General features: G+C 64.0%; 18 protein-coding genes. 5 read left to right on the top strand and 13 right to left on the bottom strand.

The annotated features are described in order from the left end of the window. Nucleotides 1-23: 23 nt before the first annotated feature. Genes RLO07_RS08010 through RLO07_RS08000 form a run of 3 tightly spaced genes read right to left on the bottom strand, consistent with a single transcriptional unit; the run spans nucleotide 24 to nucleotide 2,779 of the window. Nucleotides 24-386: a nuclear transport factor 2 family protein gene (locus RLO07_RS08010; protein ID WP_462291617.1), complete on the bottom strand. Its 363-nt coding sequence runs from the start codon at nucleotides 384-386 to the stop codon at nucleotides 24-26. Between the two features lie 34 nt (nucleotides 387-420). After that, a complete protein-coding gene (locus tag RLO07_RS08005; RefSeq protein WP_462291616.1) occupies nucleotides 421-1,560 on the bottom strand; it encodes an acyl-CoA dehydrogenase family protein in 1,140 nt (379 codons plus the stop codon). 10 nt (nucleotides 1,561-1,570) lie between these two features. Beyond that, complete coding sequence (locus RLO07_RS08000; RefSeq protein WP_462291615.1) at nucleotides 1,571-2,779, bottom strand: acyl-CoA dehydrogenase family protein; 1,209 nt, start codon at nucleotides 2,777-2,779, stop codon at nucleotides 1,571-1,573. Between the two features lie 228 nt (nucleotides 2,780-3,007). Here RLO07_RS08000 and RLO07_RS07995 point away from each other — a divergent pair, with 228 nt between their 5' ends. Further along, complete coding sequence (locus tag RLO07_RS07995; protein WP_462291614.1) at nucleotides 3,008-3,757, top strand: SDR family NAD(P)-dependent oxidoreductase; 750 nt, start codon at nucleotides 3,008-3,010, stop codon at nucleotides 3,755-3,757. Nucleotides 3,758-3,759: 2 nt separating this feature from the next. Here RLO07_RS07995 and RLO07_RS07990 read toward each other — a convergent pair whose 3' ends face one another. Both RLO07_RS07990 and RLO07_RS07985 read right to left on the bottom strand, forming a co-directional pair. Further along, on the bottom strand, nucleotides 3,760-4,845 hold the full coding sequence (locus RLO07_RS07990) for a S1C family serine protease (RefSeq protein ID WP_462291613.1): 1,086 nt from the start codon (nucleotides 4,843-4,845) through the stop codon (nucleotides 3,760-3,762). A gap of 6 nt (nucleotides 4,846-4,851) precedes the next feature. Then, nucleotides 4,852-5,580: a DUF1499 domain-containing protein gene (locus RLO07_RS07985; RefSeq protein ID WP_462291612.1), complete on the bottom strand. Its 729-nt coding sequence runs from the start codon at nucleotides 5,578-5,580 to the stop codon at nucleotides 4,852-4,854. Between the two features lie 194 nt (nucleotides 5,581-5,774). Here RLO07_RS07985 and RLO07_RS07980 point away from each other — a divergent pair, with 194 nt between their 5' ends. Together RLO07_RS07980 and RLO07_RS07975 are read left to right on the top strand one after the other, a co-directional pair. Then, nucleotides 5,775-6,545: a glucose 1-dehydrogenase gene (locus RLO07_RS07980; RefSeq protein ID WP_462291611.1), complete on the top strand. Its 771-nt coding sequence runs from the start codon at nucleotides 5,775-5,777 to the stop codon at nucleotides 6,543-6,545. A 9-nt stretch (nucleotides 6,546-6,554) separates the two neighbouring features. Further along, nucleotides 6,555-7,268 (top strand): hypothetical protein, encoded by a 714-nt coding sequence (locus RLO07_RS07975; RefSeq protein ID WP_462291610.1) that lies wholly within the window; start codon nucleotides 6,555-6,557, stop codon nucleotides 7,266-7,268. On the opposite strand, the gene htpX is transcribed toward RLO07_RS07975, so the two are convergent. Genes htpX through RLO07_RS07950 form a run of 5 tightly spaced genes read right to left on the bottom strand, consistent with a single transcriptional unit; the run spans nucleotide 7,246 to nucleotide 10,135 of the window. Beyond that, complete coding sequence (gene htpX, locus RLO07_RS07970) at nucleotides 7,246-8,127, bottom strand: protease HtpX (protein ID WP_462291609.1); 882 nt, start codon at nucleotides 8,125-8,127, stop codon at nucleotides 7,246-7,248. The two genes, RLO07_RS07975 and htpX, sit on opposite strands and share 23 nt — an antisense overlap. 30 nt (nucleotides 8,128-8,157) lie before the next feature. Continuing rightward, on the bottom strand, nucleotides 8,158-8,472 hold the full coding sequence (locus RLO07_RS07965) for a hypothetical protein (protein ID WP_462291608.1): 315 nt from the start codon (nucleotides 8,470-8,472) through the stop codon (nucleotides 8,158-8,160). Between the two features lie 47 nt (nucleotides 8,473-8,519). Continuing rightward, complete coding sequence (locus RLO07_RS07960; RefSeq protein ID WP_462291607.1) at nucleotides 8,520-9,236, bottom strand: DnaJ domain-containing protein; 717 nt, start codon at nucleotides 9,234-9,236, stop codon at nucleotides 8,520-8,522. A gap of 8 nt (nucleotides 9,237-9,244) precedes the next feature. Continuing rightward, nucleotides 9,245-9,931, bottom strand: a complete 687-nt coding sequence (locus RLO07_RS07955) for a VWA domain-containing protein (RefSeq protein ID WP_462291606.1) — start codon at nucleotides 9,929-9,931, stop codon at nucleotides 9,245-9,247. Nucleotides 9,932-9,943: 12 nt separating this feature from the next. Beyond that, nucleotides 9,944-10,135, bottom strand: a complete 192-nt coding sequence (locus RLO07_RS07950; RefSeq protein WP_462291605.1) for a hypothetical protein — start codon at nucleotides 10,133-10,135, stop codon at nucleotides 9,944-9,946. A gap of 206 nt (nucleotides 10,136-10,341) precedes the next feature. Between RLO07_RS07950 and msrA the strand changes: the two genes are divergently transcribed. Next, nucleotides 10,342-11,007 (top strand): peptide-methionine (S)-S-oxide reductase MsrA, encoded by a 666-nt coding sequence (gene msrA / locus RLO07_RS07945; RefSeq protein WP_462291604.1) that lies wholly within the window; start codon nucleotides 10,342-10,344, stop codon nucleotides 11,005-11,007. A 180-nt stretch (nucleotides 11,008-11,187) separates the two neighbouring features. Then, nucleotides 11,188-13,620, top strand: a complete 2,433-nt coding sequence (locus tag RLO07_RS07940; RefSeq protein ID WP_462291603.1) for a TonB-dependent receptor — start codon at nucleotides 11,188-11,190, stop codon at nucleotides 13,618-13,620. 181 nt (nucleotides 13,621-13,801) lie between these two features. Here the strand turns inward: RLO07_RS07940 and RLO07_RS07935 are convergent, their stop codons facing one another. The 3 genes from RLO07_RS07935 to RLO07_RS07925 form a co-directional block, all read right to left on the bottom strand. Next, nucleotides 13,802-14,509 carry a 16S rRNA (uracil(1498)-N(3))-methyltransferase gene (locus tag RLO07_RS07935; RefSeq protein ID WP_462291602.1) on the bottom strand — a complete coding sequence of 236 codons (708 nt, stop codon included), beginning with the start codon at nucleotides 14,507-14,509 and terminating at the stop codon, nucleotides 13,802-13,804. A 3-nt stretch (nucleotides 14,510-14,512) separates the two neighbouring features. Then, nucleotides 14,513-15,829: a 30S ribosomal protein S12 methylthiotransferase RimO gene (rimO, locus tag RLO07_RS07930; RefSeq protein ID WP_462291601.1), complete on the bottom strand. Its 1,317-nt coding sequence runs from the start codon at nucleotides 15,827-15,829 to the stop codon at nucleotides 14,513-14,515. 89 nt (nucleotides 15,830-15,918) lie between these two features. Further along, nucleotides 15,919-16,422 carry a DUF2244 domain-containing protein gene (locus RLO07_RS07925; RefSeq protein ID WP_462291600.1) on the bottom strand — a complete coding sequence of 168 codons (504 nt, stop codon included), beginning with the start codon at nucleotides 16,420-16,422 and terminating at the stop codon, nucleotides 15,919-15,921. Nucleotides 16,423-16,451 lie beyond the last annotated feature (29 nt).

The raw sequence follows: 16,451 nt of genomic DNA, 5'->3' as shown, positions 1-16,451 counted from the left end.
GACTCCCGGCGGCGGGCGGGCTTTCAGCTCTCGGTCTGCATGTTGTCGGGTCCCCAGTAGGCCTTCATGCTGCTGATCTTGCCGTCGGCGTTGAATTCAAACACGTCGATGACATCCATCTGCATTCCCGGCATCAGCACCTGGAAGGGGAACGCCACGGCGTTGCCGGCGCAGCGCGCGGGGCCTGTCAGCTTCAGCTTGGCCCCGGCACCCAGGGCGCCTGCATAGAACGCGCAGATTGCCTCCAGGCCACGGTGCGGTTCGGTGCCGACCGGATCCTCGACCACGCCGTCTTCCGCATACATGCCACGGATAATGTTTACATCGCCCTGTTCGAAGGCTTCCACGTAGCGTTCTACCATGGCAATCTTGTCGCTGTTGTCCATACCATTCTCCCGTGTGGGTTATTGTTGTCGCAGGTCAGTAGCCACAGAGGCTGGCGTAGCGATCCTTGTGAAACCCGGTATCGCCAAGGATTTGCATGGTGACACGGGCCCGCTTCAGAAAGAAACCGATTTCCAGTTCATCGGTAACGCCGATACCGCCGTGCAGCTGCACGGCCTCATTGGTCGCGAGCTTGACCAGCTCGTTCAGCTGCGCCTTTGCCAGGCTTGCGACCAGCGCCAGTTGCTGCGGGTTGTCGTCCACCGTGGCCAGGGCCTGCAGCACGACCGAGCGGGCCAGTTCCAGCTCCGCCTGCAGGCGTGAAGCCCGGTGTTGCAGGGCCTGGAAGGAGCCGATGGGGACCCCGAACTGCACCCGCTCCTTGAGCCAGGCCACGGTACGGGCAAAGACTTCTTCTGTGCTGCCGAGCATTTCCGCCGCCAGCGCGACGCGGCCCCGGTCCAGCACCGCGTCCAGCCAGTCGCCGGCAGTACCCGGCTCGCCGAGGATGGCGCTTGCAGGCAGGGTAACGTTGTCAAAGCGGATATTGGCGGCATTGCGGCTGTCGACCATCAACGTCCGCTGACAGTCGACACCATCGCTGTCCCGGGGCACCAATACTACGCTCAGGCCTTCGCGGTCGCCCGGTTCACCGGCGGTCCGCGCCACTACCAGCAGCAGGTCCGCCGAGTGGCCATCGAGGACGAAACATTTCTCGCCGTTGAGGTGCAGGCTGTCGCCCTTGAGCTCGGCGCGGGTTGCATTGTGGTAGGGGCGGTGGTGGTGGCTTTCCTCCAGGGCCAGGGCCAGGGTCAGTTCACCCGCCGCAAGCCGCGGCAAATAGTCCTCCCGCTGCGTCTCCGTGCCCCCCAGCAGGATGGCAGAGGCGCCGACCACGGTGGTCGCAAAAAGTGGCGATGCAGTCAGGGTGCGCCCGGTTTCCTGCAGCAATACGCCGATACCGGTGAAGCCGAATTCCAGGCCGCCATAACTTTCCGGCAGGATCACGCTGGCCCAGCCCAGTTCCGCCATTTGCCGCCACAGCGCCTGGCTATAGCCGGTTGCATCGCGGTTGTCGCGCAGGGTGCGCAGGGCGGCAACGGGGGCGTGTTCTCCAAGGAATTCCCGCGCGGTCTCGGCCAGCAGGCGCTGCTCTTCGTTTAATACCAATGCCATGTCGATTTCCTCAGGATTCTGTCGCGGCTTTCGGCGCCTGCGGCAACTGCAGGACGTTGCGGGCGATCACGTTGAGCTGCACCTCAGTGGTACCACCGGCAATGGTCATGGCCTTGGAGCCAGCCCAGGAACGGGTTGTGTCCAGTTCCTCGGAGGTGAATCCGGTTCCTTCCCAGCCCAGACCGCGGCTGCCCATGATGGCCAGCAGCAGTTCGTTCTTGTCCTTGATCGCCTCGGTGCCGAGGTACTTCATGCTCAGGCCGACAGTGCTTTGCAGGCCATGGGCGCGCTCCTCGAAACCGCGCATGTGGGTCAGGGCGATGGCGTGCATCCGCATTTCGAAGCTGACCAGGTCGCTGCGCAGCTGGCTGTTGGCGATACGCCCGTCAACAAACTCCAGGTAGTCGCGCGCAGCCTGCACCGGCGGCACTTCCTGCCGCGGTGAATCGCTGCCGATTTCTGCCATCAGCTTGCGTTCGTGCACCAGCAGGGCCTTGGCGACCGACCAGCCCTTGTTCAGGCCGCCGACCAGGTTCTCCCTGGGCACCGCCACATTGTCGAAAAAGGTCTGGCAGAATTCGGACTCGCCGCTGATCAGCGCAATCGGTGTGGTGCTGACGCCGGGGCTGGCCATGTCGATCAGGAGGAAGCTGATACCTTCCTGCTTTTTTACCGACGGGTCGGTGCGCACCAGGCAAAAGATCCAGTCAGACTTGTCGGCGGCGGTGGTCCAGATCTTGCTGCCGTTGACCAGGAAATGGTCGTCCTTGTCCTCCGCGCGGGTCTGCAGGCTGGCGAGGTCAGAGCCGGCGCCCGGCTCGGAATAGCCCTGGCACCAGCGTACTTCGCCATCGACGATGGCGCGCAGGTGCTTCTGCTTCTGCTCCTCGGTACCGTACTCCAGCAGGGCCGGGCCCAGCATCCACAGGCCCAGGCTGTACAGGGGGGTGCGCGCACGGATGCGCTTCATTTCTTCTTTCAGCACCTGGCCCTGTTGCGGGGTGAGACCGCCGCCGCCGTAGGCAGTCGGCCACTCTGGCGCAGTCCAGCCGCGATCGCGCATGCGCTCAAACCAGAGCCGGGCGTCTTCGCTGGCGAACTGGCCGCGGCGGCCGCCCCAGTACTGTTCCTCGGGAGTATTGGGCTGGCGCTGTGAGGGGGGGCAGTTGGCCTCCAGCCACTGCCGCGTCTCCTCGCGAAATTGGTCCAGATCGTCCACGTGCTGTCTCCTGTTGTGCGGCCGGTTGCCAAGGGTAATGGCCACGGAGCCAGAAGCAACGACCTTTGCCGCTGACACCGGCCCAGATCCCGCCCTGGTATAGAGCAGCAAACCCGCGCTACCCGGGCAATCTTTCGCGTCGGGTTCAGCGCCGTGTACTGCCTGCGTTGACCACCGCGCCCGCTGTGGTCATGCTCCGCGCTGGTTAATATCAAAGGGAACCGGGCGATGCAGCGATTCACGGACAAGGTAGTGCTGGTGACGGGCGCCGGCAGCGGCATCGGGCGGGCGGCGGCACTGCGCATCGCCGCCGAGGGTGGCAGTATCTACTGCCTGGACGTCAACCAGGCGGGCCTGGATGAGACCCTCGCCGTGATCGCGGCGGAGGGTGGTGATGCTGCTGCGCAGCTGTGTGACATCGCCGACGAGGCGCAGGTGCGGGCGGCGGTAGCGGCCTGCGTTGATCGCTTCGGGAGCCTGTATGCACTGGTGAACATGGCCGGAATCCTCCGTTTCGACGACACCGACGCGCTCGAAACCAGCGCCTGGCAGCGTGTTCTGGACGTCAATTTGACCGGCACCATGATCCTCTGCCGCGAGGTGCTGCCGCACCTGCTGGCTAGCCGCGGCAGCATCGTCAACGCTGCCTCCACGGCCGCCCTGGCCGGTCTTCCCTGCGGCGCTGCCTACTCCGCCAGCAAGGGTGGAGTGCTCGCCATGACCCGCAGTATCGCCGTGGAATACGCCAAGCGCGGTGTGCGCGCCAATTGTGTCTGCCCGGGGGACATCAACACCGGCATGACGGTGGATATCCAGTGGCCCCCGAACATGGATTTCGAGCTGATCGGGCGTATTTCCTCGCTGTCGGGTCCGAAGAGCCCTGAGGTGATGGCGGGGGTCATTGCCCTGCTGGCCTCGGAAGACGGCGTCCACATCACCGGCGAGGACATCCGCGTGGACGGCGGCACCCTGTCCTGAGTCTACTGTGACTCGGTGAGGGTGACGCTGACTACCCGCTGCTGGTCACCATTGCGCAGGGTCACCGTCACCGCATCGCCCGGTTTTTGGGCTTCCAGCAGGCTCAGGTAATCGTCATTGCTGCGCACCGGCTTGCCATTGACGGCGACGATGATGTCTCCGAGCAGGATTTCGCCGCGGGCGTTGCGATACGCCCCGCGAATGCCTGCCTGCTCCGCGGGCAGGCCCTGGAAGACCCGGACTACCGGCAGGCCCTCGATTCGGTAGCGGCGGATCCAGCGGTCACTGGCGAGTTCCAGGCCCATGATTGGCCGCAGCATGCGGCCGTAGCTGATCAGCTGGGGCACCACTTCTCTTACCGTGTTCACCGGGATCGCAAAGCCGATGCCGGCACTGGCACCACTGGGGCTGTAGATGGCGGTGTTGACGCCGACCAGTTGCCCCAGGGAGTTCAGCAGTGGTCCACCGGAATTGCCCGGATTGATCGCCGCATCGGTCTGGATTACGCCGCGAATGGTGCGGTTGCCCGGGGCGCGAATCTCGCGTCCGAGAGCGCTGACCACGCCGGTGGTGAGGGTGGTATCGAGGCCAAAGGGGTTGCCAATGGCTAGCACCTTGCGTCCCACACTGAGCTCGGATGAATCGCCCACCGGCAGCCTGATCAGGCCGGCCGGCGGGTTCTCGATGCGCAGTACGGCGAGGTCCTTCTCCGGCGCCACGCCGATCACTTCGGCATCAAATTCACTCTGGTCCTGCAGGGTGACAGTCAGGCGGTGGGCGCCGGCGATGACGTGGTAGTTGGTGACGATGAGACCACTGGTATCCCAGACAAAGCCGCTACCGGAGCCGCGGGGAATCTCGTGCACGTTGAGCGAAAACATGTCCCGGCGCAGGGCCTTGTTGGTCACGAATACCACCGCCGGGCTCGCCTTCCGGAAAATCTCGGTGCTGTTGGCCTCGTCCTCGGTGGCAAAGCTCAGGTAATCCACCTCTGCCGCCACGGCAGCGGGCACCAGCAGCAGGGTGAGCAGCAGCCTTTGCAGCAGCGTACGCGGCAGGCCGCGGAATCCCGGAATCGATACAGTCATGTGGAATCAGTTCCCGCGTTCACTGAACGCTGTAATGAAGGCACGGATGCGCCTGGCGTTGGCGCCGATATCGCCGACCCCGACCCGGGACACGGAGCGCAGGTCGATCACGCTGCCCTCGGCAGCGGCACGCACGCGGATGGCGATGTCGTCCTTGAAAGCCATGATTGCAGTGCTGTCCACGGCTTCGATGTAGCCGGATTCGGGGTCCTGCCAGACAATGTCCCAGCCCAGTCCCGCTGCCACTTCCAGAGCGTGCCGGTAGGCGTTGTCGACCGTGCGCTCGCTGCGCAGGCTCTCCAGTTCCGGGTAGGCCTCGCGCTGCACGCCGAGCGTGTCGGGCTTGACTGCCAGGGTGTTGCTGTCCGGCCCACGCAGAGAGGGCGCGTGGGTGAACACGGGCGGATCGCTCAGGTCGGTGGTGATGTCGTGGATCGGCGGGTAGTCGCCCCGGGTTGCCAGCAATGACAGGAACAGCAGGGTGCCGGGCAGGGCCAGCAGTACGCCCAGTCCTGTCTGGCGCTTCCGTTGCCGGTACTTTGGCAGGGCCAGCAGCAGCACAAACAGCAGCAGCACAACGGCCGCGGCCAGGCAGCTGATGGCGTACAGCAGCAACCCCTGTTGCCAGAAGCCGGCCCTTACCGTCAGCACTGCCAGCGGCAGGGCCAGCAACAGGGCCAGCGCGATATAGGTCAGTACCGTAAGCAGTCGCGATGAATCCGGGGACTGTTGCATGAGGATACTCCACAAATGATCCGGGTTGGCAAGAATACTATTACTGCGCGCCAGGTGCGAGGTTCGACGCCGGTTCAACAGAGCAGTCACGGGCTTCGCTTTTACCGTTGTCCGATTGAGCTTTGCGGGGTCATTTGCTTAACTCCGGCGCTCACACACCAGAACAAGCCCCACCGGGGCCAGGGAGCATTTAGATGGGACGAGTGGCAGGCAAGGTGGCGATCGTCACGGGTGGGGCCAGTGGCATGGGCAAGGCGGACGCGATCCTGCTGGCTCAGGAGGGCGCATCGGTCGTGATAGCGGACCTCAACGAGACCGATGGCAAGGCCGTGGCGGAAAGCATTGGTGAGCAGGCCCGGTTCATGCGTCTGGATGTCACCGATGAAGACAACTGGAGCAGTGTGATCGCCGCCACCCTGGAAGCGTTCGGGCGCCTTGATATCCTGGTCAACAATGCCGGCCTGCTGACTGCGGCCTCGGTGGTGGATACCGATCTCGCCACCTTCCGCAAGGTGCAGGCAGTGAATTCCGAAGGTGTCTTCCTGGGCTGCAAGCACGCCATTCCGGCGATGGAGCAGAGTGGCGGCGGATCCATCGTCAACATGTCTTCGGTGGCGGCGATCCAGGGCGTCTCCTTTGCTGCAGCCTACAGCGCCAGCAAGGGCGCCGTGCGCTCGCTGACCAAATCCGTGGCCATGTACTGCAAGGAAAAGGGCAACCGCATCCGCTGCAACTCGGTGCATCCCGATGGCGTCAGAACCCCGATGGTGGCGAAACTGGCGACCGGCAAGGAAGCAGTGAGCGCCGAGGATCTGGCCTCCCTGCAGGGCAATAACATGTGCAACCCCGAAGACGTGGCGCACATGGTGCTGTACCTGGCGGCGGATGAGTCATGGTTCGTGAACGGGACGGAAATGCTGATCGACAATTGCGCCACCATTACCCCGCCGCTCGGCCTGTCCTGAGGGTCGATCATGGAAAAGGTAATCTATTGTCTGTGGCACCAGGACACCGTCGCGGCGGATGACTTCGGGGCGGGCTTGCGACAGCAGCTGGTGCCGCAGTTGCAGGCTCTGGCAGCGCTGCGCGGGCTGCGGCTGGCGGTGGTGGACAGCGCGGTCGCTGCAGCCGACGACAAGCGCATGCAGACCAGCGGGCCACTGCCCGATGCATTGCTGTCGCTGTGGCTGGATGATGCCTGGCGGCGGCCGGACCCCGCGGTGCTGGTGCCGGAGCTGGTGGCCCGCAGCTGCGCCTGGCTGGTGTCCGAGGCCGAGCCTATTGTCAACAGCACGCAGCCCCCCGGGGCCGATGCCCGGGTGCCTGGCTTCTGCCAGGTGGCGCTGCTGCAGCGGCCGCCGCGACTGGATGAGCAAAGCTGGCTGGGGATATGGAAGGGCAGTCACGGCCAGGTGGCAATCGACACCCAGGCCACCTTTGCCTACCGCCAGAACCTGGTGGTGTGTGCGCTGGATGATGACGCACCGCTGTTGCACGCCATCGTCGAGGAGAACTTCCCCGACGCGGCGATGACCTCGAAGCACGCTTTCTACGCAGCGGCTGATGACGCGACGCTGGCGGCCCATGAAGCCGCGATGATGGAGAGCTGTGCCCGCTTCATCGACTTCGACAAAATCGATGTCGTGCCCATGAGCGAATACCTGTTCAGCGCTGCTGCAGGGCCCTGATCCGGTCCTCCAGCGGCGGGTGCGAGCGGAACAGGCCGGACAGGCCCTCTTTCAGCTGCTCGCTGATCCCGAAAGCCGTCAATTCACCGGGCAGGTCCTGGGGCAGGCCCTGTTCCGCCCGCAGCCGCTGCAGGGCGCCGATCATGGCCGCGTTGCCCGCCAGGCTGGCGCCAGCGGCGTCGGCGCGGTACTCGCGCCAGCGCGAGAACCAGAACACGATCATGCTGGCGAGGATACTGAGCACGATTTGGGCGACGATCGTCACCACGTAGTAGCCTATGCCGTAGCCGTTCTGGGTCTTGAACACCACCCGGTCCACCGTGTGGCCGATAATCCGCGCAAAGAACAGCACGAAGGTGTTGACCACGCCCTGAATGAGCGTGAGCGTCACCATGTCGCCATTGGCCACGTGGCCGATTTCATGGGCCATGACTGCGCGGGCTTCCTCGCGGCTGAAACGCTGCAGCAAGCCGCTGCTGACCGCGACCAGGGCGGCGTTGCGGTTCCAGCCTGTGGCAAAGGCATTGGCAGCCTCGGAGGGAAAAATGCCGACCTCGGGCATGCCGATGCCGGCATCCCGGGCCAGTTCGCGTACGGTGTCCAGCAACCACTGTTCATCGCGGGTGCGCGGGTTCTCAATGATCCGGGTGCCGGTGCCGCGCTTCGCCATCCACTTTGACAGGAACAGGGAGATCAGCGAGCCCCCAAAGCCGAACAGGGCGCAGAAGATCAGCAGGGAACCCAGGTTCAGGTCCACGCCATTGGCGGCGAGGATGCCGTCCAGCCCGAGCAGGCTGAAGACAAGACTGACCAGTACCAGTACCGCGATGTTGGTCGCCAGGAAAAGCAGGATTCTCATGTTGCTGTTGCACCTCGTGGTGGTGGTTGTTCAAGCCCCGGTTTGACCGTCAACCAGTGCGTCCTGTTCCGTGGCGCCAGCAGATATTGACGGGTCTGTCGCAGCCGGCTGGGGCAGGGGATTGCTGCTGGGCTCGAGCAGTGGTTCAGCGCGCTCGTCCACCGCCGCGGTGACGACCTCGCCGCGCAGGTCGACATCCTTGCTGCTGAGTTCGAACAGCAGGTTGACCGCCTCGTCCTGATGCTTCACGCGCTGCACTGCCCTGGCATCGCGGCCGTCGACCCAGGCCTTGCTCTTGCCCCAGTAGTGACCCAGCTGATTGCGGATGACAAATACGTCGCTCATGGCAAGTCGTGTTCCTCTGTGGTGTCGGGTGCCTGCTGCCGGCCATTCTAGCCGAGCAGGAAATCCTTGGCCTGGTTGATCTTGGCGGCCAGGTAATCGTTGCCGCCGCGGTCCGGGTGCAGTTTCTGCATGAGTTTCCGGTGTGCCTGCACGATATCCTCGTCACTGGCGTCGTCGCCCAGACCCAGTACCGCCAATGCCTCGGTACGGGACAGTCCGCCACCGGAATCCGGTGCCGTCTGCTGCTGTTTGCCGAAGTCGGATTCGCCGGGGAAGCGCTGCTCCAGATAGCTGACCAGCAATTGTACCGAGTCATTGTCTTCCTGTTGGCAGAAAAGCAGAAGGCCCTCCAGCTGGCTGCGATCCAGTTCGTCCAGCCGCCAGTCCTGCAGCGGACCGCGCAGCACTTCGCCGCTCAGTTTGCCGGACTCGTGGTCCAGGTGCATGCGCAGAATGACTGATTCCACCGTGGAGTGCTGCCCCGGACCCGCTGCGCTGGACTTGTTGCGCAGGGCCGACAACATGGGGAACAGGCGTACCAGCAGCGGCAGCAGCTGGCGCGCTCCGACCAGCAGACCGGTTAACGCGGCGCCGACCCAGTGCATGCGCCCGGTTACGGTCAGGAAGACGACGGCAGCCACGGCGATACCGATCCCCAGTTTCAGGTACTGGCCCTTGCGCTGGTGGGGAGGCAGGGCCTGGGCGCGAATGAACAGGATGTAGAGGGCGAGCGCGATGGCCAGCAGCAGCAAGAGTTTCGGCACGTCGGTCCTCAGGGTTTGAGTTGTTGGAGCAGCAGTTTAGCACCCTCCCCGGGGTTATTCTCCAACGCAGCCCGGCCGCCGGCGGCATAGCGTGCGACCGCGCCCAGCAATTCCGCCAGGGTGTGTGCGCTGCGATGGTCAAAGCGCGCCCAGGCTCCACCGCTGAGTCGGGCCATGCTCTGGAAGGTGCGGCGTACGAGGGGGTCGTCGCCCTCCTGAAACAGGAATAGCGGCATTTTCAGCAGGCCGCACTGTCCGGCCTGGTTGCAGAGGCTGTCGGGCAATTCTTCCACGGCGTCGCCGATGAAGACAAGAGCACGCACTGGCGTCTCCCGGTGCACCTGCTGGGCGTGGCGCAGCAGGCGGCCGATCTGCGTATGTCCGCCCTCGCAGCGCACCGCCGCCATCTGACGGGCCAGAGCCTGGGTGTCGCGCAGCCAGGGGCTGGCGTGGAATTCCTGGAAGCCGCGGTAGTAACAGAGTTGTACTGATAGTGAGGCTATGCGACCGGCGCTCGCAAACATGTCCGACTGCAGCTGCCGGGCGATGCTCCAGGTGGGTTCGCGACTGGCAGTGGCATCGATGGCAAACAGGAGGCGCGGGTATTTTTCAGCAAATGTTGCCACGGCCTTGCTCTTGCTGAGAAAGGCCTGCACGTCCTTGCTGTTGGCCTTGCGGGCCGGGGTTTTTGCCATCGTGTCTCAGGGCTAGTGCCGGTGTTCCAGTTTGCCCAGTCGCTCCAGCTCGGCAAGGTAGTGGCGGCGCTCGGCGAGTTCGGCAACGGCCTTCTGCAGGCTGCCTTTGTCGAGAGACTGCTGGCTTTCCTGGCCGGTCACGATGCGCCAGAGCTTGCGGCTGCAGAATTCGCCCGGGTCAAATGTGGTGTTGTGTATTGTCATGGTTTATTCCTTTTACTCGCCAGCTCAGACCACGCCAGACTGCTTTGGTTCGTGGCCCGGTTGTTTCCGGATCGCTGCAGACTAGGGCATAAACATGACAGTCATGTGGCGCAACCGGAAATCGACGTGGATTCGAGCTTACACCGGCTACACGGGCGAGGGGAAGGGCAGTACACTGGCTCCTGTGCAGCAACGAGGTAACGACGATGAGCCTGTTCGATATTCGCAAGAAACGCGCTATCCCCACCCCCGATTCGGCGCTGTCCGGCCGGTCGGAGCCAATGCCGGTACCCGCCGCGCACTACGTCAATGGCCACCCGTTGTCCGGGCCATTCCCCGCCCACCTGCAGCAGGCGGTATTTGGCATGGGCTGTTTCTGGGGCGTGGAGCGCCTGTTCTGGCAGTTGCCCGGGGTATTTACCACGGCGGCCGGCTATGCCGGAGGCCATACACCCAACCCTACCTACCAGGAAGTGTGTAGCGGCCAGACGGGTCATACGGAAGCGGTACTGGTGGTGTTTGATCCCGCGCTGATCAGCTATGCCGAGCTGTTGCAGCACTTCTGGGAGGGACACGACCCCACCCAGGGCATGCGCCAGGGCAATGACCTGGGGACCCAGTATCGCTCGGCGATCTACACCTATGGCGCCGAACAGCAGCAGGCTGCCGAACTCAGCCGCGAGCAGTTCCAGGCCGCCCTGGATGGCGCCGGCTACGACGCCATCACCACCGAGATCCTGCCCGCGCCACCTTTCTACTATGCCGAAGAGTATCACCAGCAGTATCTGGCCAAGAACCCCGGTGGTTATTGCGGCCTGGATGGCACCGGGGTGTCCTGTCCGGCCGGGCTCGCTACCAGTAGTGTAAGTTGAACCAGCCGCGTTAAACCGACTGCGTGCAACGGGCATTCCCGATCGCGGTAATTTGCCGTCTTGCCGTTGTGCCGGAAAGACTGCTTTAATCGAAACTAACCGTCGTTAGTGGCGCGATCAATAATTATAATCAGAGAGGTACAGTTGATGTCTAAGCGTGGTGCAAGACCTTCGTCCGTAATGTCCCTTGCGGTTGCCGCTGCGCTTGCCGGTGCGGTACCGCTGCCGGTGCTGGCCCAGGGCATGGTGCTCGAGGAAGTGCTGGTAACTGCCCGCAAGCGTGCGGAGAGCCTGCAGGAGACTCCGCTGGCGGTGACGGCACTGGACGCAGAGGGCCTGCGGGAGGCCGGAGTCCGCAATCTGGCGGATCTGAATAGCCTGGCCCCCAATATCGACGTGGTGGAGGCCAATGGCGCGGCGCCTCTCGCCAGTGTCTACATCCGCGGTGTCGGCCAGCGCAATACCGGCGAAAACATTGATTCCGGGGTCGGTATCTACATCGACGACATCTACCTCGGTCGTCCCGATGGCGCCCTGCTTGATCTCAACGATATCCAGTCGGTGCAGGTACTGCGCGGTCCCCAGGGCACCCTGTTCGGCAAGAACACCACCGGCGGCGCCCTGGTCTTCACCACCAACAAGCCGGTCGAGGAATTCGAGGGTTCGGTTGGGGTTCGGGTCGGCAACTACGACCGCCTCGATACCGAGTTCGTCCTCAACCTGCCGCTGACCGACACGCTGTGGACGCGGTTTTCCGGAGTTACCCGCAAGCGCGATGGCCATATCGAGAACCTGTTTGACGGCAAGGACTACATGGATGAGGACCGCCAGAGCATTATCTGGCAGACCCGCTGGGTTGCCAGCGACGACCTCACCCTGGACCTGAACCTGAACTGGGCCGACACCGACCAGCGCATGCGGCCCATGAAGTGCGCCAATGTCAACGATACTGGATGGCAGGCGACGCTGTTCAATGCGCTGGCCATTGGTCCTTCGACGGGCCGCACCCTGGCGGATTTCTGCCAGGATGCGGCCGACGCCGGTGGCGGCGATATGCGCACGGTCATTTCCGACCTCGGCGGAGAGTACAAGGCCGAGAACCGGGGGGCCTCGCTGGTCGCTGAGTGGGCGCTGAGCACTGACCTGTCAATCAAGAGCATCAGCGGCTATCGCTACACCGAGGCCTCGCAGAACGACGAGCTGGATCACACCGGTATCCCGTTCCTGCATCGCACCAATACCGTGCACCCCGAGGGAGGCGCCGGTGAAAGCGATCAGTTCAGTCAGGAGTTCCAGATCATTGGCAGTGCCTTTGACGACCGCCTGCAATATGTCACTGGCCTTTACTGGTTCGAGGAGGAGAGCAAGGGGCGACAAAGCATCAGCTTCCTTGGGCCCTTCGATCCCGCGATCGCCAACCTGTTCTTTCTGAACCTCTCCGCAGACACCCAGACCGCCAACAACGACGCGGTGGCGGCCTACGCCCAGCTGGAATGGGAATTCAATCCCCAGTGGCGGGCAACCCTGGGCTTGCGCTACACCGACGAGAGCCGGGAGCTGAAAATCCAGGACCTGGCGATCGACCCGTCCACTCTCGATCTCAACGGTGGTCCGGCAATTCCCGTGGGCGGTGGCCTGTTCGTGGTCCAGCGGCCGGGGTTCGAGTACAACCCCGGGTTTGCCCTGGTCGAAGACGGGGTGCGCCAGCGCAAGGTCTCCAACAACGACCTGACCCCGATGGCGAGCATTCAATACCTGATCGACGGCAACAGCTGGCTGGATCAGGGCAGCTTCTACCTAACCTACAGCGAGGGCTTCCTGTCCGGCGGCTTGTCCGAATCCCCGACCGGCGAGCTGGAGCGCTTCGAGCCCGAGGAGGTCGAGAATATCGAGCTGGGGTTCAAGCTCGATCTGCTGCAGCGTCGCCTGCGCCTCAACGGCGCCTTCTTCTATACGGATTACACCAATCGCCAGCTTACCACTCTGGTTATCAACCCGGAGGTCAACTCTCCCTCACCAGCCACCATCAACGCGGCCGAGTCCACCATCAAGGGTTTTGAACTGGAGAGCACCTGGCTGGCCACGGACAACCTGATCATCGGCTTCAACGTCACCATCACCGATGGTGATATCAAGGAGTTCATGGACGAGCAGATCACGATTGCCGATGCCTCCGTACCCCCGGGCCCCGGCTGCGTGCGTGCCGACCTGACCCTGCTGCAGGTTGACTCCTGCCCCAATGATCGCTCCGGTGAGAATCTGCCGCGGCTGGCCGAACAGACCTACCTGCTGTCGGCCCAGTACAACCTGGAAACCGCTTACGGCACCTTCACCCCGCGCCTGCAGGCGAGCTGGAAGCTCGACATGGAGTTCTGCTTTGACGCGCTGAGCTGCACCACCGGCCTCTGGTTTGAAGACGAGCAGTTCGAGCTGAGCGCACGGCTGGGGTGGGTCTCTCCCGATGAACGCTGGGTCGGGTCCCTGTTCGGCACCAACCTGACCGACGAGGACTACATCAACGGCGGCACCGCGCTGGTGGAGTCCTCGGGCACCGGCGGTTTCGCGGTGGCGCCGCCGCGGATGTATGGCGCGGAGATCCAGTACCGGTTCTGAGAACGAACCCACGGAGGGACGCCTCCTGGGTGCCAAAGTCCGGGGGACCGTGGTGGGGTCTGGGGACCGTTGAGCGCATGGATGCGCGATACGAGCCTACAAGGATGTACTTGCGGCGAGTCCCCGGACCCCACCACGGTCTCCCGGACGGTCCTCGAGATTTCGCCCCGCGAGGGTCTTCTCACAACGCTCTTCCCAACAGCGCCGCGACGGCGTTCTCCACCCGCAGGATGCGCGGCCCCAACGAGACCTGGCGGCAGCCTGCGGCCAGCAGTTTGTCCACTTCGTAGGGGATGAAGCCGCCCTCGGGTCCGACTGCCAGTAGTGTCGGACGGTCGAGCCCGGTGGGCGCGAGAGGGGCGTCGCCGGGGTGGGCGAGGAGGGCGTCGCGGCCGGCGACAAGGCCGGGTAGCTGGTCCTCGACGAAAGGCTTGAAGCGGGGGTGCAGGTGGACTGGCGGCAGTCTGGTGTCGCGGGCCTGCTCCAGACCCTGTAGCAGGTACTCGCGGAGGGTGGCTGGGGCGAGCACCGGGGTTTGCCAGTAGCTTTTTTCAACCCGGTAGCTGTTGAGCAGATGGATCTCCGCGGCGCCGAACTCGGCCGCTGCGCGCAGGATGCGGCGCAGCATTTTCGGCCGGGGCAGGGCCAGCAGCAGGACTACGGGCAGTTTGGGTGGTGGCGCAGCGTGCAACGTCACCCGCAGTTCGGCGCTGTGCTTGTCGATCGCGGTGATAGTGCCCTGGCCAATCCGGCCATCAATCTCGCCGACCTGCAACTCGTCACCCGGCCTGGCGCGTAGGACCTGGCGCAGGTGTGCGGCGCGCCGCCCGGTGAGACGCAACAGGCCAGCGCCAGTGCATTCGCCGGCGGCGAACAGCAGCAGATTCACCGTTCAGCCGGCCCAGAGATCGTAGTCGTCGGCGGCGGTGACTTCGGCTTCGACAAAATCGCCGGGCTGCAGACCGGTAATCCCGTCCAGGTACACCTTGCCATCGATTTCCGGTGCGTCTGCGGTGGAGCGGCCGATGGCGCCGTCGTCGTCCACTTCATCAATCAGTATTTCAATATTGCGGCCCACCTTGGCCTGCAGTTTGGTTGCGCTGATCTGCTGCTGCAGGGCCATGAACCGGTCCCAGCGCTCCTGCTTGACGGCCTCCGTTACCTGATCCGGCAGATCGTAGGCAGGCGCGCCGGCGACGGGCGAGTACTGGAAGCAGCCGACCCGGTCCAGCTGTGCCTCCTCGAGAAAGTCGAGCAAGACCTCGAAGTCGGCGTCGGTTTCCCCGGGGAAGCCGACGATAAAGGTACTGCGCAGGGTGATGTCGGGGCAGATCTGGCGCCAATGCTGGATCCGCTCCAGGGACTTCTCGGCTGCGGCGGGGCGCTTCATGCGCTTGAGCACGCTGGGACTGCCGTGCTGGAAGGGGATGTCGAGGTAGGGCAGGATCCTGCCGTCCGCCATCAGCGGCAGGATATTGTCCACGTGCGGGTAGGGGTAGACATAGTGCAGCCGCACCCAGATGCCGAGCTCCGCCAGGCCTTCGCACAGCGACTGCATGCTGGTCTTCATCGGGCGTCCGTTCCAGAAGCCGGTTCGGTATTTCAGGTCCACACCGTAGGCGCTGGTGTCCTGGGAGATGACCAGCAGCTCGCGCACTCCGGCTCTGGCCAGGCGCTCCGCCTCTTCCATCACCTCGCCGATAGGTCGGCTCACCAGGTCGCCGCGCATGTGCGGGATGATGCAGAAGCTGCAGCGGTGGTTGCAGCCCTCGGAAATCTTCAGATAGGCGTAGTGCCTTGGGGTCAGCTTGACCCCCTGGGGCGGTACCAGGTCCACATAGGGATCGTGCACCTGAATGTGAGGTACATGCTGATGCACTGCGCTGACCACTTCCTCGTAGGCGGCGGGGCCGGTGACGCTGAGAACCTTGGGGTGCAGCTGCAGGATGGATTCGGCATCGGCGCCCTTGCCCATGCAGCCGGTCACGATCACCCGTCCGTTTTCGCTGATGGCCTCGCCAATGGCGTCCAGGGACTCCTGCTTGGCGCTGTCGATGAAGCCGCAGGTGTTGACCACCACCAGTTCGGCGTCCTCGTAGCTGGGCACGATATCGTAGCCATCCAGTTTGAGCTGGGTCAGGATGCGTTCGGAATCAACCAGGGCCTTGGGGCAGCCCAGGCTGACGAAGCCGACTTTGTTGCTGGACATGGCGGTAATCCGGGGAATTATAGGGCCGCCGATTATACAGGTGCGGGCGGTCTCACCCAATGGCCCTGAGGGGCGGGTTCAGGGGGTGGTCAAAAGGCGTGACTGGCCTGTGCGCCGTGGCCCAGTACACGCAGCTCCTTGCGCAGGTGTTGCAGCAGGACCAGTCCGTCTTCACGGTTGAGAAACTCGCCGACGCTGATGCGCTCGCCGGCACACTGCAGGCTGAGCCCGGGGGCGTCCCAGGGGTGGCGCTCGGGCTCAATGCCGAGGCCGGTAGCGTTGCGGGCAAAGGTCCAGCTGTGGCGCGGCAGGTAATGGCCCTTGTCGATGTGCACGGCGTCGGGCGCGAGCGTAATCACATGCCGATACTGCAGCTTCCAGTTGACGTAGTAGAGCGAGCTGCCGAGGGCCGCAAGCTCCAGGCCGGCAAAGGGCAGGATGGGCCAGGCACCGGCGAGGGCAAAGGCGATGGCGGCGCCCAGGGAGGGCACCGACAACGCCAGCAACACCAGCTTGTTGCTGCGCCAGGTCGCGGACTGGTTGGGTTTGGCGACGATGGTGACGGTGCTGCCGTCGCTGCTGCGGATGACCACGGCAACTCTCCTGACACTTTCGGCAATTC

The sequence above is a fragment of the Haliea sp. genome (assembly GCF_040221975.1).
Taxonomy (GTDB): domain Bacteria; phylum Pseudomonadota; class Gammaproteobacteria; order Pseudomonadales; family Halieaceae; genus Haliea.
The sequence above is the reverse complement of the archived record's forward strand: the minus strand, read 5'-3'. Positions and strand labels throughout refer to the sequence as shown.

Coding starts and splice junctions, on each gene's coding strand:
- RLO07_RS08010 (WP_462291617.1), bottom strand. CDS start 386: ATGGACAACAGCGACAAGATTGCCATGGTAGAACGCTACGTGGAAGCC.
- RLO07_RS08005 (WP_462291616.1), bottom strand. CDS start 1,560: ATGGCATTGGTATTAAACGAAGAGCAGCGCCTGCTGGCCGAGACCGCG.
- RLO07_RS07995 (WP_462291614.1), top strand. CDS start 3,008: ATGCAGCGATTCACGGACAAGGTAGTGCTGGTGACGGGCGCCGGCAGC.
- RLO07_RS07990 (WP_462291613.1), bottom strand. CDS start 4,845: ATGACTGTATCGATTCCGGGATTCCGCGGCCTGCCGCGTACGCTGCTG.
- RLO07_RS07985 (WP_462291612.1), bottom strand. CDS start 5,580: ATGCAACAGTCCCCGGATTCATCGCGACTGCTTACGGTACTGACCTAT.
- RLO07_RS07980 (WP_462291611.1), top strand. CDS start 5,775: ATGGGACGAGTGGCAGGCAAGGTGGCGATCGTCACGGGTGGGGCCAGT.
- RLO07_RS07975 (WP_462291610.1), top strand. CDS start 6,555: ATGGAAAAGGTAATCTATTGTCTGTGGCACCAGGACACCGTCGCGGCG.
- htpX (WP_462291609.1), bottom strand. CDS start 8,127: ATGAGAATCCTGCTTTTCCTGGCGACCAACATCGCGGTACTGGTACTG.
- RLO07_RS07965 (WP_462291608.1), bottom strand. CDS start 8,472: ATGAGCGACGTATTTGTCATCCGCAATCAGCTGGGTCACTACTGGGGC.
- RLO07_RS07955 (WP_462291606.1), bottom strand. CDS start 9,931: ATGGCAAAAACCCCGGCCCGCAAGGCCAACAGCAAGGACGTGCAGGCC.
- RLO07_RS07950 (WP_462291605.1), bottom strand. CDS start 10,135: ATGACAATACACAACACCACATTTGACCCGGGCGAATTCTGCAGCCGC.
- msrA (WP_462291604.1), top strand. CDS start 10,342: ATGAGCCTGTTCGATATTCGCAAGAAACGCGCTATCCCCACCCCCGAT.
- RLO07_RS07940 (WP_462291603.1), top strand. CDS start 11,188: ATGTCCCTTGCGGTTGCCGCTGCGCTTGCCGGTGCGGTACCGCTGCCG.
- rimO (WP_462291601.1), bottom strand. CDS start 15,829: ATGTCCAGCAACAAAGTCGGCTTCGTCAGCCTGGGCTGCCCCAAGGCC.